The sequence below is a fragment of the Aeromonas sp. FDAARGOS 1403 genome, from assembly GCF_019047325.1.
GTDB lineage: Bacteria > Pseudomonadota > Gammaproteobacteria > Enterobacterales > Aeromonadaceae > Aeromonas > Aeromonas dhakensis.
Map to the genome: position 1 here is coordinate 872,908 of NZ_CP077249.1, position 14,723 is coordinate 887,630.

The following is a 14,723-nucleotide window of genomic DNA, read 5'->3' on the forward strand; positions in this document are numbered from 1 at the left end:
GACTAGATCCGCATCGGCATTACCACGTACTGAGCATCCTGACTGTCAAAATCCTCAATAATGGCGCTGCTGATGGAATCGCTCAGGCTGATCCGGATTTGGTCACATTTTAACGTATTCAGCACGTCCAGCACATAAGAGACGTTGAAACCAATCTCCATCTCGCCGGCTTCGTATTGTACGTCAAGCAGCTCTTCGGCTTCTTCCTGTTCCGGGTTGTTGGCGGTGATGCGCAGCAGGTTTTCCTGCAGATTGAGACGCACCCCACGGAATTTCTCGTTGGAGAGGATGGCGGCACGGGCAAAGGCCTGGCGCAGATCCTCACGGCCGGCGATCAGGGCCTTGTCGCTGTTGCGCGGAATGACGCGGCGCCAGTCCGGGAAGCGGCCATCCACCAGTTTGGAGGTGAAGATGAAGCCATCGAGGGCGGCGCGCAGATTGCTGCGGCCGATCTGCAGCCGCACCGGCTTGTCTTCCGCTTCCAGCAGACGCACCAGTTCCAGCACGCCTTTACGCGGCAGGATGACCTGATGATCGGGCAGCGATTCGCTCACCACCTCGCGGCGGCAGGTCGCCAGCCGGTGACCGTCGGTGGCCACGGTACGCAGGCCATGGCCCTCGCTCTCGAACAGCATGCCGTTCAGGTAGTAGCGCACGTCCTGGCTCGCCATGGAGAACTGGGTCGCGTCGATGAGTTTTTTCAGCTCCAGCTGGCCGATGTCGAACTCGAGCACGGATTCCCAATCCTCGATGTTCGGGTATTCGGTGGCCGGCAGGGTCGACAGGTTGAAGCGGGAGCGGCCGGAGCGGATGATCAGGCGCTCGCCTTCGGTATTGAGACGAATGTCCGCCCCTTCCGGCAGACCGCGACAGATATCCAGCAGCTTGCGCGCCGGTACTGTGGTGCGGCCATCCTGACTGTCGCTGTTGAGATAGACCTGACCGATCATCTCCACTTCGAGGTCGGTGCCGGTCAGTGACAGCAGACCGTTGCTGACATCAAGCAGCACGTTGCCGAGAATTGGCAGGGTCGGCCGGCCACCGAGGGCACCGGACACCAGTTGCAGAGGACGTAACAGGGCCTCACGGCTAATTTCGAGCTGCATCTGTGCTCTCCGTTGTGATTAGGAGTAAAGGTTTCGGATCAGGTTGGCATGTTCAAGCTGCATCTGTGCACTCAGTTCCGTCATCAGGAAGAAAGGGTACGGATCAGGTTGGAATAGTCTTCCTTGATGTCGTGACTCTCTTCCTTCAGCTGCTCGATCTTGCGGCAGGCATGAAGCACGGTAGTGTGGTCACGACCACCAAAGGCATCACCTATCTCCGGCAAGCTATGGTTGGTCAGCTCCTTGGCCAGTGCCATCGCCAGCTGGCGTGGACGGGCGACGGAGCGGGAACGGCGCTTGGAGAGCAGATCCGCCAGCTTGATCTTGTAGTACTCCGCCACCGTCTTCTGAATATTGTCGATGGTGACCAGCTTCTCCTGCAACGCCAGCAGATCGCGCAGCGCTTCGCGCACGAAGTCGATGTTGATGGCGCGACCGGTGAAGTTGGCATTGGCGATCACCCGGTTCAGCGCCCCTTCCAGCTCGCGCACGTTGGAGCGCAGCCGCTTGGCGATGAAGAAGGCCACTTCGTCCGGCAGGTGGATTTGGTTCTCGTCCGCCTTGCGCATCAGGATGGCGACACGCGTCTCCAGCTCCGGCGGCTCGATCGCCACGGTCAGGCCCCAGCCGAAGCGAGACTTGAGACGATCTTCCACCCCGTTGATCTCCTTCGGATAGCGATCCGAGGTCAGGATGATCTGCTGGTTGCCTTCGAGCAGGGCGTTGAAGGTGTGGAAGAACTCCTCCTGGGAGCGCTCCTTGTTGGCAAAGAACTGGATGTCATCGATGAGCAGGGCATCGACGCTACGGTAATAACGCTTGAACTCTTCAATGGCGTTATTCTGCAGCGCCTTCACCATGTCCTGCACAAACCGCTCGGAGTGCATGTAGATGACTTTGGCGTCCTGCTTGCGCTCCTTGATGGCGTTGCCGACGGCATGCAGCAGGTGGGTCTTGCCCAGACCGGTGCCGCCATAGAGGAACAGCGGGTTGTAGGCCCCGCCCGGATTGTCGGCAACCTGACGGGCAGCCGCACGGGCCAACTGGTTGGACTTACCCTCGACGAAATTCTCGAAGGTATAGTTCACGTTGGTGTTGCTCTTGTGGTTCGGTTCGGGCTTGGCCTCGGCCTTGCTTTCCCAGCTCTTCTGCGAGTTATTCACAGGATCCGCACCCCGCGCCGGCGCCCTGGCCACCGCGACGGGATGGGGACGATTGCCGATGTCAAAACGCAGGGTGGGGCCATCGACCCCGCAGAGCTCATTGATGATGCCGTTCACCCGGATGAGATACTTGTCTCGAACCCAGTCCAGAACGAAACGATTCGGTGCATACAGGGTCAGAGTATTGTCACTCAACTCCGCTTGAAGCGGCCGGATCCACATGCTGAATTCTGCCGAGGGCAACTCATCTTGCAGCCGGTTAAGGCACTGCTGCCATAGCGAAGCAGTCACTCTAAACTCCCGTCGATTGATTAACTAAAGACCGGCTATTCTACGTTTTTAGCGGCTGGATCTCTAGCCGCGACCTCGCGGATCCAGCAAATAAGATCCTTGACTTTCAAGGATCCAGCAGCCGTGGATCTGATTTCATCCCCAAAGTTACCCACAGCCCGATCCCGTCACCGATGCACCAAAGATCCAGACCTGAAGCGGTTATTTTATATAACCAAATATCATTTATTCTTTAGGTTTTATTCCAATAACATCAGCGCAACCCCAGCGTTTACAACTAAAAATACAGAACTACAGAGAGAGAGGAATCACCATGACGTCATCCATCAAGCTGGTCTCCGGCGCCGCCATTCTGCTGGCCGCCCTGTCCGGTCAAGCCATCGCCCAGGAAACCATCAAGGTCGGCATGTCCGGCAAGTACTTCCCGTTCACCTTCGTCAAGCAGGACAAGCTGCAGGGCTTTGAAGTGGACATGTGGAACCAGATCGGCGAGCGCACCGGCTACAAGGTCGAGTTCGTGACCGCCAGCTTCTCCGGCCTGTTTGGCATGCTGGAAACCGGCCGCGTCGACACCATCTCCAACCAGATCACCATCACCGACGAGCGCAAGGCCAAGTACGCCTTCTCCCAGCCCTACGTCTATGACGGTGCCCAGATCGTGGTGCGCAAGGGCAACAGCACCATTCACGGCATCAAGGATCTGGAAGGCAAGAAGGTTGCGGTGAACCTGGGCTCCAACTTCGAAGAGCTGCTGCGCAAGAACGACCCCAACAAGAAGATCGACATCCGCACCTATGACTCCGCCTTCGAGCAGGACGTTGCCCTGGGCCGCATCGACGCCTTCGTGATGGACCGCGTCTCCACCGCCCAGCTGATCAAGGAATCCAAGCTGCCGCTGCAACAGGCTGGCGCACCGTTCGAGACCATCGAGAACGCCCTGCCCTTCCTGAAGACCCCGGAAAAGCAGGCACTGCTGAAGAAGGTCGATGACGCCCTCACCGCCATGCGCAAGGATGGTTCCCTGCGTCAGATCTCTGAAAAATGGTTCGCTTCCGACATCACCGACAAATAAATGATGGAATTTGACCTCGAATACACGCTGGGGCTGTTTCCCATCCTGCTCAAGTATCTGGGCACCACGATGGAAATGGCCCTGTGGGGATTCGCATTGGCACTCGTACTGTCGCTGGCCCTGGCGATAGTACGGGTCTTTCGCGTTCCCGTGATCCACTGGCTGGCGATGCTCTATATCTCGTTCTTTCGGGGTACACCGCTGCTCGTCCAGCTGTTCCTGCTCTACTACGGGCTGCCGCAGCTGTTCCCCATCTTCGTGGGAATGGATGCCTTCACCGCCGCCATCGTCGGTTTGACCCTGCACTTTGCCGCCTACATGGCCGAGTCGATCCGTGCCTCCATCATTGGCATCCACAAGAGCCAGATGGAAGCTGCCCTCAGCATCGGCATGAGCCGTTACCAGGCGATGCAGCGGATCATACTGCCGCAGGCGGCCCGCATCGCCACGCCGTCCCTGATGAACTACTTCATCGACATGATCAAGAGCACCTCGCTGGCCTTCACCCTGGGGGTGGCCGAGATCATGGGCAAGGCGCAGATGGAAGCCTCCTCCTCCTTCAAGTTCTTCGAGAGCTTCATGGCGGTGGCCCTGGTCTACTGGGTGGTGGTCATCTTCTTTACCCGCCTGCAGCATCTGCTGGAAGTGCGGCTCAACCGTGCCTATTAGGGGTTTGCCATGACAACGCAACCGACCCGCTTGCAATGCACGCCGGAAGTCCGTTTTAACTCTGCGCCTGTTTAAAGGAGGGCCATCATGATCAAGCTAACCGGCCTCTCCAAGGCATATGACGGCAATCAGGTGCTAAACAGCATCGATCTGGAGGTGAAAAAGGGGGAAATCGTCGTCATCATCGGCCCCTCCGGCACCGGCAAGTCCACCTTGCTGCGCTGCCTCAACCTGCTGGAGACTCCCGATACGGGCACCCTCGCCATCGACGATCTGCAGCTCAACCTGGCCAAGGCCAGCGAGCAGCAGGCCATCGAATTGCGCAAGCGCGCCTCCTTCGTGTTCCAGAACTACGCCCTGTTCGCCAACAAGACGGCGCTGGACAACATCGCCGAAGGGCTGATCACCGTCTGGAAACAGCCGAAGGCAGAGGCCCGTGCCACCGCCCTCGGCATCCTCAAGGACATCGGCCTCGCCGACAAGCAGGACGCCTATCCGGCCTCATTGTCGGGCGGTCAGCAGCAACGGGTCGGCATTGGCCGGGCCATGGCGGCTCACTCCAAGGTGATCCTGTTTGACGAGCCCACCTCGGCCCTCGATCCCGAATGGGTTGACGAAGTTCTGGGCCTGATGAAGGAGCTGGCCCGCCAGCACCAGACCATGGTGGTGGTGACCCATGAGATTGAATTTGCTCGAGATGTTGCCGATCGGGTGATCTTCATGGAGGGGGGCCGGATCGTGGAACAGGGCCCGCCGGATCAGATATTGGTCGATCCGCAGGATCCCCGCACCCGGGAGTTCCTGCGCAAAGTGCTTAAATAGCTCTCTCTTTGGCGGCTCTGCCGCCTTTTTTATTGGAGGATCCTTGTTAAACCCCGGGTTGCCAGTATAATCCGGAGCCCTTGATCCTTCGGATCCTCACGCTCGCCCAAGACCTTTTCCAGGTCGGGGCAGGATGGGAGGGAACGGCGGATTGACTAAAAGCCGAACTCTGTTTAGAATTCGGCCTCTTTTGCTAGTCGTCACACGCTATAGCTGGCGCGTCGGCTAAGTGTGACAATCAAAACTGTACAGAAATACGGAATCGAATCATGAAACGTACTTTTCAACCGTCCAACCTGAAGCGCAAGCGCTCTCACGGTTTCCGCGCCCGCATGGCAACTGCCAACGGTCGTAAAGTTCTGGCCGCTCGTCGTGCCAAGGGTCGTGCCCGCCTGGTAGTCTAATGCCTACCCAGCACGCCTTTTCTCGGGAGTTACGTCTGTTAACTCCCGAACACTTCAAACGCGTTTTCGCCGAGCCTGTCCGGGCCGCTTCTCCGCAGATTACACTTCTCGCCTCTCCCAATTCGCTCGAACACCCTCGCCTTGGTCTCGCCGTGCCCAAAAAAGCACTCAAGCGTGCCGTCTGGCGCAACCGTGTAAAACGGGTGGTTCGGGAAAGTTTCCGCCTCAATCAAGCCAATCTGCCCGCTATCGACATCGTCGTGATCGCCAAGGCCGGTGTGAAGGAGATGGATAACGAGGAACTGTTCAAGTTACTGGAAAAGCTATGGCGCACTCTGTCACGCCGTTGCAATGGGTAGCTGTCAAACTGATACGCCTGTATCAGCTAATCATTAGCCCTCTGCTCGGGCCGCGCTGCCGTTTCACCCCGACTTGTTCCCAATTTGCGATAGAAGCAATCCGACTTCACGGTTTCATAAAAGGCGTTTGGTTAGCCAGCAAACGTCTATTAAAATGCCATCCCTTATCCGAGGGTGGTTATGACCCGGTTCCGCAACCAAAGCGAAGAAACTGAAGACTATGGAATCACAACGCAATCTCATCCTGATCGGTTTGCTGTTCGTGAGCTTTTTGCTCTGGCAACAGTGGGAGTCCGACAAGGCTCCGAAGCCGGCCCCGACAACCGTGGCCCAAACCGAACATTTCGTACCTGAAGCCGGTCAGACCGGTGATATTCCTCAGGTTTCCGAGCAAGCCAACGCGAACACCGCACGCAAGCTGATCACCGTCACCTCCGACGTGCTCAAGCTGACCCTGGATACCCAGGGTGGTGACATCGTCTCTGCCGAACTGCTGGCCCACAAGCTGGAAGAAGGCAAGGATCAACCGTTCGTACTGCTGACCAGTCAGCCTGAGCACCTCTATGTTGCCCAGAGCGGTCTGGTTGGTCGCAATGGCCCGGACAGCCAGCCCCAGGGTCGTCCCACCTATGAAGCCGCCCAGACCAGCTACCAGCTGGCCGACGGTCAGGATCAAGTCGTCGTCCCGATGACCTGGACCGACAGCAAGGGCGTGGTCTTCACCAAGGAGTTCGTCCTCAAGCGTGGTGACTACGCAGTCGGCGTCGACTACAAGATCGACAACAAGTCTGCCGAGCCGGTCCAGGTGCAGTTCTACGGTCAGCTGAAGCAGAACGTGGCCACGCCGAAAGACCAGCAGGGTCACGCCATGGTGGCCAGCGCCTACCGCGGTGGTGCCTTCTCCAGCGAAGATACCCGCTACAAGAAGTACACCTTCGACGAGATGAAGGATGCCGACCTGAACAAGACCACCAAGGGTGGTTGGGTCGCCATGCTGCAACACTACTTCGTCTCCGCCTGGGCACCGAATGCCGACGACACCAACAGCTTCTACAGCCGTGTGATCCCTGGCAAAGACCAGGCCATCATCGGCTACAAGGCACCGCTGGTTGACATCGCTGCCGGCCAGCAGGCCGAAGTGACCAGCAAGCTGTGGGTCGGTCCCAAGCTGCAGGATCAGATGGCCAAGGTAGCCAACCACCTCGACCTGACCGTCGACTACGGCTGGCTCTGGTTCATCGCCCAACCGCTGCACTGGCTGCTGACCGTGTTCCACGGTTTCGTCCAGAACTGGGGTCTGGCCATCATCATGCTGACCCTGCTGGTGCGCGGCGTCATGTTCCCGCTGACCAAGGCCCAGTACACCTCCATGGCCAAGATGCGCATGCTGCAGCCCAAGCTGGCCGCCCTGCGCGAGCGCTTCGGCGACGATCGCCAGAAAATGTCTCAAGGCATGATGGAGCTGTACAAGAAGGAGAAGGTCAACCCGCTGGGTGGCTGTCTGCCGATCCTGGTACAGATGCCGATCTTCATCGCCCTCTACTGGGCACTGATGGAGTCCGTCGAGCTGCGCCACGCGCCGTTCGCCCTGTGGATCACCGACCTGTCGGTGAAGGACCCCTTCTTCGTGCTGCCGATCCTCATGGGTGCCTCCATGTGGTATCTGCAGAAGATGAGCCCGACCACCATTACCGACCCGATGCAGCAGAAAGTGATGCAGTTCATGCCGATCATCTTCACTTTCATGTTCCTCTGGTTCCCGGCAGGTCTGACCCTGTACTGGCTGGTGAGCAACGTCATCTCCATTACCCAGCAGACCATCATCTATCGTCAGCTGGAGAAGAAAGGCCTGCATACCCGCAGCTAATCGCTCCCGATGGCAAGATGGATGACAAAAGAGGCGGCCTTCGGGCCGCCTTTTTTATTACAATGACCCCACTGCTGTGAACCATCAGCGAACAAATGAGCCAAGCAAGATGACTACAGATACCATCGTGGCCCAGGCCACCGCCCCCGGCCGGGGTGGCGTCGGCATAGTCCGCGTCTCCGGACCCGCCGCCGAACAGGTCGCCGAGATAGTGCTCGGCAAGCTCCCCCGGGTGCGTTATGCCGAATATCTGCCGTTCAGGGATGAGCAAGGCCAGCCGCTGGATCAGGGCATCGCCCTGCTGTTCAAGGCCCCCAACAGCTTCACCGGCGAAGACGTGCTGGAACTGCAGGGCCACGGCGGCCCGGTGATCATGGACATGCTGGTGCGCCGCATCCTGCAGATAAAGGGGCTGCGCCCTGCCCGCCCCGGCGAGTTCAGCGAACGCGCCTTCATGAACGACAAGCTGGATCTGGCCCAGGCCGAGGCCATCGCCGACCTCATCGAGGCTTCCAGCGAGCAGGCCGCCCGCAGTGCCATGCACTCCCTGCAGGGGCAGTTCTCCGGCAAGATCCAGCAACTGGTGGAGAGTCTCACCCGGCTGCGTATCTATGTGGAGGCCGCCATCGACTTCCCGGATGAGGAGATCGATTTTCTCTCCGACGGCAAGGTGGCGGGCGATCTCTACGCCATCATGGACGAACTGGATGCGGTGCGCGGCGAGGCCAAGCAGGGCGCCCTGCTGCGGGAAGGGATGAAGGTGGTGATCGCCGGTCGCCCCAACGCCGGCAAATCGAGCCTGCTCAACGCCCTGGCCGGGCGCGAGTCCGCCATCGTCACCGAGATCGCCGGTACCACCCGCGACGTGCTGCGCGAGCACATCCATCTGGATGGCATGCCGCTGCACATCATCGACACCGCAGGCCTGCGCGACACCCAGGACAAGGTGGAGCAGATCGGCATCGAGCGTGCATGGGCCGAGATTGAGCAGGCCGATCGGGTGCTGTTCATGGTGGATGGCACCACCACGGCTGCGGTCGACCCGCGGGAGATCTGGCCGGAATTTGTTGATCGGTTGCCAAAAAAGATCGGCCTCACCGTCATTCGCAACAAGGCGGACCTGACCGGCGAAGATCTGGCGCCGAGTCAGGAGCAGGGCCACGCGGTCTACCGCATCTCCGCCAAGACCGAGCTGGGACTGCCCGCCCTGCGCGAGCATCTGAAAGCCTGCATGGGCTTCCAGGGCAACACCGAGGGGGGCTTCATGGCCCGCCGCCGCCACCTGGATGCGCTGGAGCGTGCCGCCGAGCGGCTGCTGGTGGCCAAGGAGCAACTGGAAGTGTTCGTGGCCGGCGAGCTGGTGGCCGAAGAGCTGCGGCTGGCGCAGGAGTCCCTCTCAGAGATCACCGGCGAGTTCAGCTCCGACGATCTGCTGGGCCGCATCTTCTCCAGCTTCTGCATCGGCAAATAACGCCGCACGGCAGGCAATAAAAAGCCCGGGTTCATCCCGGGCTTTTTATTGCGCGTTTTTCATCCACCAACCTAGAGGCGGCGCAGGCACCACATGAAGTAAGCGCCCCCTAACAAGGTGGAGACCAGCCCCACCGGCACCTCCTGCGGGAACAGGATCTGCTGGCCTACCCAGTCTGCCGACACCATCAGCAGGGCGCCGGAGACGGCGGCACCGAGCAGATGCCAGCGTGCCCGCACCAGCCCCATCAGTTTGGCCATGTGCGGTGCCAGCAGGCCGACAAAGGAGAGTGGCCCCACCACCAGGGTCGCGCTGGCGGTCAGCACGGCCACCAGCAGCAGGATGGCGAGCTGGGCCCGGTTGAGCCGAATGCCGAGCGCGACGGCCACCGCCGGCCCCATCGGCAGCAGATCGAGCCAGCGGCTGAGCAGCAGGCAGGCCGCCAGCAGCGTCAGCGCCAGCACCACCAGCCCACCGGCAATCGGCAGGGTGACGTAATAGGTGGAGCCGGACATCCAGGAGAGCAGTTGCTGCACCCGCAGGTCACCGTTGGCCAGCGCGATGGCCTGCAACGGCTCGAACAGCGCCGTGATGGCGATGCCGGAGAGCAGCAGCCGCTCCGGCTGGAAGCCGTGGCTGCGATTGACCAGCAGCAACAGCAGCAGACAACCGAAGGCACCTAACAGGCCGCCGGCCAGCATCATGGGCAGAGGCAGGGCGGGTAGCAGCAGCGCCGTGGCAATCACCCCCATGAAGGTGCCACCACTCACCCCCAGCAGCTCGGGACTCGCCATGGGGTTGCTGCTGACCCGTTGCAGCAGGGTGCCCGCCAGCGCCAGCAGCATGCCCGCCGCACCGGCCGCCAGGGTGCGCGGCAGCCGCCACTCCAGCTGGGCCTGCCAGCGCAGCCAGCTCGGCCAGCGCCAGCCGTCCATCCCCTGCCCAAACAGCAAAGAAGCGATCACCGCCACTACCAGCCCCATCAACATCAGGCCGACAAGGCGAGCCGGTGCCGGGTGGCGGGCCACCAGCAGGGCAGCATTCGCCTTTGGTGTGCCCGACTTGATACCCAGGCGCGGGATCAGCCACAACAACAGCGGAGCTCCCAACAGGGCCGTCATGGCGCCGGTCGGAATGAGTACAGAGCCGCTGCGGCTCAAGGATTGCAGCAACAGATCGGTGGCCGCCAGCAGCAGAGCGCCCAATAGCGGGGCCCACAGCAGTCGCAGGGCCAGTTTTCTCACCCCCAGCAAGCGCACCAGGGCGGGCGCCGCCAACCCGATGAAGCCGATCAGCCCCACCACGCTCACCACGCAGGCAGTGACGAACACCGCCAGCCCCAGTCCGGCGAAACGCAGGTGTTGAAGAGAGACCCCCAGACTGCGGGCACTGGCATCATCCAGCTCCAGCACCGCCAGCGGGCGCACCAGCACCGCGGCCAGCACGCCAGCCAGCAGCAGACGGGGCAGCAGGTAACTCACCCCGCTCCAGCTGTTCTGCACCAGCGAGCCACTGCCCCACACCAGCAAGCCTTTCAGCTCCTCCTGAAAGAACAGCAGGAGCCCCATGCTGATGGCAGCCAGATAGAGGTTGATCACCAGCCCGGCAAAGACGATGACCACCGGATTGAGCTGGCGACGCCAGGCCAGGGCAAACACCAGCCCCATGGCGAGACTGCCGCCGGCCATGGCGATCCACTCCCGCCCCAGCAGCAGCCAGGAGGGAGCAAACAGGGTCACCATCATCAGCGCCAGCTGGGCGCCGGAGGCTACCCCCAGGGTGGTGGGCGAGGCCAGCGGGTTGCGCAACACCTGCTGCATCAGGGTGCCGGCCAGCCCGAGGGCGGCGCCGGCCAGCAGGCAGACGGCAAGGCGCGGCAGCCAGCTGAAGTGGACTACCGCCTGGCTGGCATCGGTCAGATCTGGCGATAACAGGGTCGCCAGCCAACGCGCCACCGGCAATTGATCGGCCAGCTCCCAACCGGCGAGCGCCAGCGTCAATCCCAGCAACAGGCTGACAGGCAGTCGCAGCGGCGATGGAAAAATCTGGTTCATTGCAGCCCCTCCCCGCTTTGCCCATCCCGCTGCAGCGCAGTACTCAGCTGCACGGCAAAGCGACGCGCCGCCAGCACGCCGCCAAAACTCCACACCGCGGGCAGATGCAGCACGGCCGCCGCCCTCACCTGTGGCAGCTGTTGCCACAGACCGGGCTCCTGCAGCCGCTCACTCACCCCGACCGGGATCGGATCGACCACCACCAGCCGCGCCTGCGGCAGCGCCATCAACTGCTCCAGACTGGCCACGGCAAAGCCCCAGGCATTGGTCTCCCCCTGCCAGCCATTGCGCAGGCCGAGCCGCTGCATCACCGCCTCGAACAGGCTGTGGCGGCCAAATACCCGCACATGGCGCTCATCGATGAACTGCACCACCAAGAGGGGCGGCAGCTCTGCAGGCAACGCCGCCCGCATCTGCGCCAGATCCTGGTCCAGCCTGGCCAGCAGTTGCTCGGCCTCGGCGGTTTTGTTCACCAGCGCAGCTATGGTCAGGGTCGCCTCGTGCAATCGCTGCCACAGATCGGCATCCGGCTCGTAGAGCGCGATGGATTGCACCGGCGCGATGCGGGAGAGGGTCGGCGCCAGCGGGGCCGCCAGCGGCGAGATAAGGATGCGATCGGGTTTGAGCTCCGCCAGCAGCTCCCGGTTGGGCTGGGCGCGCTGGCCGATGTCCACCACGGCGGCCGGCAGCAGCGGCTCGCCGACCCAGGCGCGGTAGGAACCGACATCCCCCACCGCCAGCGGCGTCACCCCGAGCGCCAGCAGGGTTTCCGCTATGGTCCAGTCGACGGTGGCGATACGGGGTACCGACTTCACAGCATCGGCTCGAGGGAGGTCTGCAGCGGCAGGCACCACTGGCTCGGCCTGCAACATGAGCGGAGCCAAGAGGCAGCAGAACCAGCCAACTTTCTTGAATAAAAGCATCGAGATAACAAGCCTTGTCTAAACGATGGCGATGGCGTGGTCATGGGCCGGGTGGCGAATGACCTCCATCGGGATGCCATAGATGGCGTGCAGGGTCTCGCCGGTCATGATCTGTTCGGGTTCGCCGTGGGTCAGCAGGCGGCCGGAGTGCAGCGCCACCAACCGATCGCAGAAGCGGGAGGCCATGTTTATGTCGTGAATGACGATGATGACCCCGAGCTTGAGCTGACGGCTCAACTGCTTGACCAGCGTGAGCACCTCCACCTGATGGGCCACGTCCAGCGCGGCCAGCGGCTCGTCCAGCAGGATGAAACGGCTCTCCTGGGCCAGCAGCATGGCCAGCCACACCCGCCCCCGCTCACCACCGGAAAGCGTGTCCACCAGCCGATCGGCAAAGCGTTCAGTATGAGTAAGAGCGATGGCCCGTTCGACCTGGCGGTGATCCTCCGCCCCCATCCGGCCCAGCAGGCCGCGCCAGGGGTAGCGACCCATCTCCACCAGCTCCCGCCCGAGCAGGTTTTCGGCGCTCGGCAGATGCTGGGGCAGATAGGCCACCTGACGGGCGAAGTCGCGCGCCCCCCACGCCGGCAGCGGCTTGTCATCGAACCGGATCTCGCCTTCACTGAGCGGCTGCTGGCGTGCCAGCAGCTTGAGCAGGGTGGATTTGCCCGAACCGTTGTGGCCGATGAGGCCATAGACCTTGCCCTGCTCAAAACAGAGATCGGTGGGGTGCAGCAGCGTACGGTCATTGACCGCGAAGCTGGCTGATTTCATCTCAAACATAAGCGGTTCCTGTTGGCCGGGTTCAAACCGGCACCTCTGCATTCAAGTCACAATCCAGATGGGCGACCGCATCGCGGCTCACCTGCTCGCGCCGCTCGCCGGTCAGCTCGCTGAGCCGGCCCTGGCGCATCTCCAGCAACCGGTCGGCCTGGGAGAAGTAGAGATCGTCGTGGCTGATGGCGATCACCGTCTTGCCCATCTCCTTCAGGCGCGGCAACAGCAGCTGATAGAAGATGCGGCGGAACTGGGGATCCTGATCCGCGGCCCACTCGTCAAACAGCATCACCTCGCGCTGCTCGGCCAGCGCCAGCAGCAGGGCGACTCGCTTGCGCTGCCCCTGGGAGAGGTCGATATCGGCGATGAAGCCATCTTCGATGGTGAGCTTGCTGCCCATCTGCAGCCGCTCCAGCCACTCGGCCACCAGCTCATCCTTGGGTTCCGGCCCCAGCAGGTGCTGGAACAGGTGATAGTCGGTGAAGATGGCGGAGAAGAGCGCCAGATAGGCGTTGCGATTGGTGACCGGCTCCCCATCCAGCAGGATCCGGCCCGCTACCGGCTGATAGAGGCCGGTCAGCAGCATGGCCAGGGTCGACTTGCCGGAGCCGTTGCCACCGATGATGAAGATCTGCTCCCCCTTTTCGATGACCAGATCGATAGGGCCGACGGCAAAGCCGCCCTCCCCCTGATAGTGAAAGATCACCTGCTCCAACTCGATGCGCTGCCAGGCGCGGGGCGCGGACGGCAGCGGGAAGTCGGCGTCCGGCGCAGCCAGATTGAGGGCCGCAATCTTGTCGAACGCCACCTGGGCAGAGAGCAGGGTCGGCAAGGCGCCAATGCCCTGCAGCAAGGGGGTACGCAAGAACAGCAGGGTCAGCGCGAAGGTGGCGGCCACCCGGGTGTCGGCCCAGCCCAGTCCGTTGGCCAGGAAGAAGACCAGGCCGATGGCCCCCAGCATCATGATATTCGACCAGTTCACCGCGCTCAGGTGATAGGTGTCGGCACGGATGATCTGCTGGCGGTACTCCTGCGCATTCTGCTGATAAAGCTGGTGGTAGACGAAGTGGGCACGCTCGCGGTTGAGCGCCAGCTCCTTGCTGCCGGCGATGATGGCCTGATAGTTCTGATAGAGCCGATCCTCGGCCTGACGCATGTGGGAGAGATGGCGATAGACCCGGTTCACCAGCAGCCAGCCCACCACCATGGTGAAGGTGACCCAGAGGGTGGTGACGCCAAGCAGGGCCGGTGACAGCCAGCCGAGGTAGAGGGCCGACCCCAGGGTGAGCACCAGCCCCTGCACCAGCTCCGGCAGGCGCACGAAGGCGATGGTGATCTGGCCGATGTCGCTGGAAAGGGAGGCCAGCAGCGGCCCCTGGCCAATCTGGCGCAGGCGGGCGACATCGGTATCCAGCAACTGCTTGAGCAGGCGGCCGCGCAGCCGGTAGACGAAATGATGGCCGAGGGTGGTCAGCGCCAGCTGAGAGCCGAGCGTGATCACCAGCAGCAATAAGATGAGGCCGATCAGCTGGCCGAGCACCGGCAGCGGATCGCCGACGGATTCGACGAGAGACTGATTGATAAAGGCAATGACACCAATCCCGCTGACGGCACTGAGCAGGCTGAGCAGGGTAATGGCGATGAAGGGCCAACGATATTGGCGATAAACCAGAGACAAGAGTTCCATAACGGACCGGTATTCCAGAGAGATCAGAGCAACAGCAGGTGAAAAGAAGGGCGGGAAC

Annotated in this window: 14 protein-coding genes; 8 read left to right on the plus strand and 6 right to left on the minus strand. The window is 61.7% G+C overall.

From position 1 onward, the window contains the following. Positions 1-2 precede the first annotated feature (2 nt). Both dnaN and dnaA read right to left on the minus strand, forming a co-directional pair. Entirely contained in the window at positions 3-1,106 is a 1,104-nt protein-coding gene (gene dnaN, locus I6L33_RS04215; protein ID WP_005307138.1) for a DNA polymerase III subunit beta, read from the minus strand. An 83-nt stretch (positions 1,107-1,189) separates the two neighbouring features. Then, positions 1,190-2,560 (minus strand): chromosomal replication initiator protein DnaA, encoded by a 1,371-nt coding sequence (gene dnaA / locus I6L33_RS04220; protein ID WP_005307141.1) that lies wholly within the window; start codon positions 2,558-2,560, stop codon positions 1,190-1,192. 313 nt (positions 2,561-2,873) lie between these two features. Here dnaA and I6L33_RS04225 point away from each other — a divergent pair, with 313 nt between their 5' ends. The 8 genes from I6L33_RS04225 to mnmE all read left to right on the plus strand — a co-directional run bounded on the left by I6L33_RS04225 (position 2,874) and on the right by mnmE (position 9,224). Then, positions 2,874-3,632: an amino acid ABC transporter substrate-binding protein gene (locus I6L33_RS04225; protein WP_005307144.1), complete on the plus strand. Its 759-nt coding sequence runs from the start codon at positions 2,874-2,876 to the stop codon at positions 3,630-3,632. Further along, positions 3,633-4,301: an amino acid ABC transporter permease gene (locus I6L33_RS04230; RefSeq protein WP_005307147.1), complete on the plus strand. Its 669-nt coding sequence runs from the start codon at positions 3,633-3,635 to the stop codon at positions 4,299-4,301. Positions 4,302-4,388: 87 nt separating this feature from the next. After that, on the plus strand, positions 4,389-5,123 hold the full coding sequence (locus I6L33_RS04235; RefSeq protein WP_005307149.1) for an amino acid ABC transporter ATP-binding protein: 735 nt from the start codon (positions 4,389-4,391) through the stop codon (positions 5,121-5,123). A 269-nt stretch (positions 5,124-5,392) separates the two neighbouring features. Then, the gene (gene rpmH, locus I6L33_RS04240; RefSeq protein WP_005307156.1) at positions 5,393-5,527 is read left to right on the plus strand and encodes a 50S ribosomal protein L34; all 135 of its coding nucleotides are present in this window, start codon (positions 5,393-5,395) and stop codon (positions 5,525-5,527) included. Further along, positions 5,527-5,886, plus strand: coding sequence for a ribonuclease P protein component (rnpA, locus tag I6L33_RS04245; RefSeq protein WP_005307159.1), 360 nt, complete (start codon positions 5,527-5,529; stop codon positions 5,884-5,886). Before rpmH ends, rnpA begins: the two co-directional genes overlap by 1 nt. Continuing rightward, entirely contained in the window at positions 5,853-6,101 is a 249-nt protein-coding gene (gene yidD, locus I6L33_RS04250; RefSeq protein ID WP_010635605.1) for a membrane protein insertion efficiency factor YidD, read from the plus strand. Before rnpA ends, yidD begins: the two co-directional genes overlap by 34 nt. A gap of 5 nt (positions 6,102-6,106) precedes the next feature. Then, the gene (gene yidC, locus I6L33_RS04255) at positions 6,107-7,753 is read left to right on the plus strand and encodes a membrane protein insertase YidC (protein WP_216973609.1); all 1,647 of its coding nucleotides are present in this window, start codon (positions 6,107-6,109) and stop codon (positions 7,751-7,753) included. A gap of 109 nt (positions 7,754-7,862) precedes the next feature. Then, the gene (gene mnmE / locus I6L33_RS04260) at positions 7,863-9,224 is read left to right on the plus strand and encodes a tRNA uridine-5-carboxymethylaminomethyl(34) synthesis GTPase MnmE (RefSeq protein WP_042066464.1); all 1,362 of its coding nucleotides are present in this window, start codon (positions 7,863-7,865) and stop codon (positions 9,222-9,224) included. Between the two features lie 71 nt (positions 9,225-9,295). Here mnmE and fhuB read toward each other — a convergent pair whose 3' ends face one another. Genes fhuB through I6L33_RS04280 form a run of 4 tightly spaced genes read right to left on the minus strand, consistent with a single transcriptional unit; the run spans position 9,296 to position 14,665 of the window. Next, positions 9,296-11,278, minus strand: a complete 1,983-nt coding sequence (fhuB, locus tag I6L33_RS04265; protein ID WP_216973610.1) for a Fe(3+)-hydroxamate ABC transporter permease FhuB — start codon at positions 11,276-11,278, stop codon at positions 9,296-9,298. Further along, positions 11,275-12,201, minus strand: a complete 927-nt coding sequence (locus I6L33_RS04270; RefSeq protein WP_216973611.1) for an ABC transporter substrate-binding protein — start codon at positions 12,199-12,201, stop codon at positions 11,275-11,277. Before I6L33_RS04270 ends, fhuB begins: the two co-directional genes overlap by 4 nt. Before the next feature lie 18 nt (positions 12,202-12,219). Continuing rightward, positions 12,220-12,984 (minus strand): ATP-binding cassette domain-containing protein, encoded by a 765-nt coding sequence (locus I6L33_RS04275; RefSeq protein ID WP_216973612.1) that lies wholly within the window; start codon positions 12,982-12,984, stop codon positions 12,220-12,222. 22 nt (positions 12,985-13,006) lie between these two features. Next, a complete protein-coding gene (locus I6L33_RS04280; protein WP_216973613.1) occupies positions 13,007-14,665 on the minus strand; it encodes a multidrug ABC transporter permease/ATP-binding protein in 1,659 nt (552 codons plus the stop codon). Positions 14,666-14,723 lie beyond the last annotated feature (58 nt).

Bases quoted from the DNA above. Each gene is read 5' to 3' on its own strand.
- rnpA (WP_005307159.1), top strand. From the start codon at position 5,527: ATGCCTACCCAGCACGCCTTTTCTCGGGAGTTACGTCTGTTAACTCCC.
- yidD (WP_010635605.1), top strand. From the start codon at position 5,853: ATGGCGCACTCTGTCACGCCGTTGCAATGGGTAGCTGTCAAACTGATA.
- rpmH (WP_005307156.1), top strand. From the start codon at position 5,393: ATGAAACGTACTTTTCAACCGTCCAACCTGAAGCGCAAGCGCTCTCAC.
- I6L33_RS04230 (WP_005307147.1), top strand. From the start codon at position 3,633: ATGATGGAATTTGACCTCGAATACACGCTGGGGCTGTTTCCCATCCTG.
- I6L33_RS04225 (WP_005307144.1), top strand. From the start codon at position 2,874: ATGACGTCATCCATCAAGCTGGTCTCCGGCGCCGCCATTCTGCTGGCC.
- mnmE (WP_042066464.1), top strand. From the start codon at position 7,863: ATGACTACAGATACCATCGTGGCCCAGGCCACCGCCCCCGGCCGGGGT.
- I6L33_RS04275 (WP_216973612.1), bottom strand. From the start codon at position 12,984: ATGTTTGAGATGAAATCAGCCAGCTTCGCGGTCAATGACCGTACGCTG.
- yidC (WP_216973609.1), top strand. From the start codon at position 6,107: ATGGAATCACAACGCAATCTCATCCTGATCGGTTTGCTGTTCGTGAGC.
- dnaN (WP_005307138.1), bottom strand. From the start codon at position 1,106: ATGCAGCTCGAAATTAGCCGTGAGGCCCTGTTACGTCCTCTGCAACTG.
- I6L33_RS04235 (WP_005307149.1), top strand. From the start codon at position 4,389: ATGATCAAGCTAACCGGCCTCTCCAAGGCATATGACGGCAATCAGGTG.
- I6L33_RS04270 (WP_216973611.1), bottom strand. From the start codon at position 12,201: ATGCTTTTATTCAAGAAAGTTGGCTGGTTCTGCTGCCTCTTGGCTCCG.
- fhuB (WP_216973610.1), bottom strand. From the start codon at position 11,278: ATGAACCAGATTTTTCCATCGCCGCTGCGACTGCCTGTCAGCCTGTTG.
- I6L33_RS04280 (WP_216973613.1), bottom strand. From the start codon at position 14,665: ATGGAACTCTTGTCTCTGGTTTATCGCCAATATCGTTGGCCCTTCATC.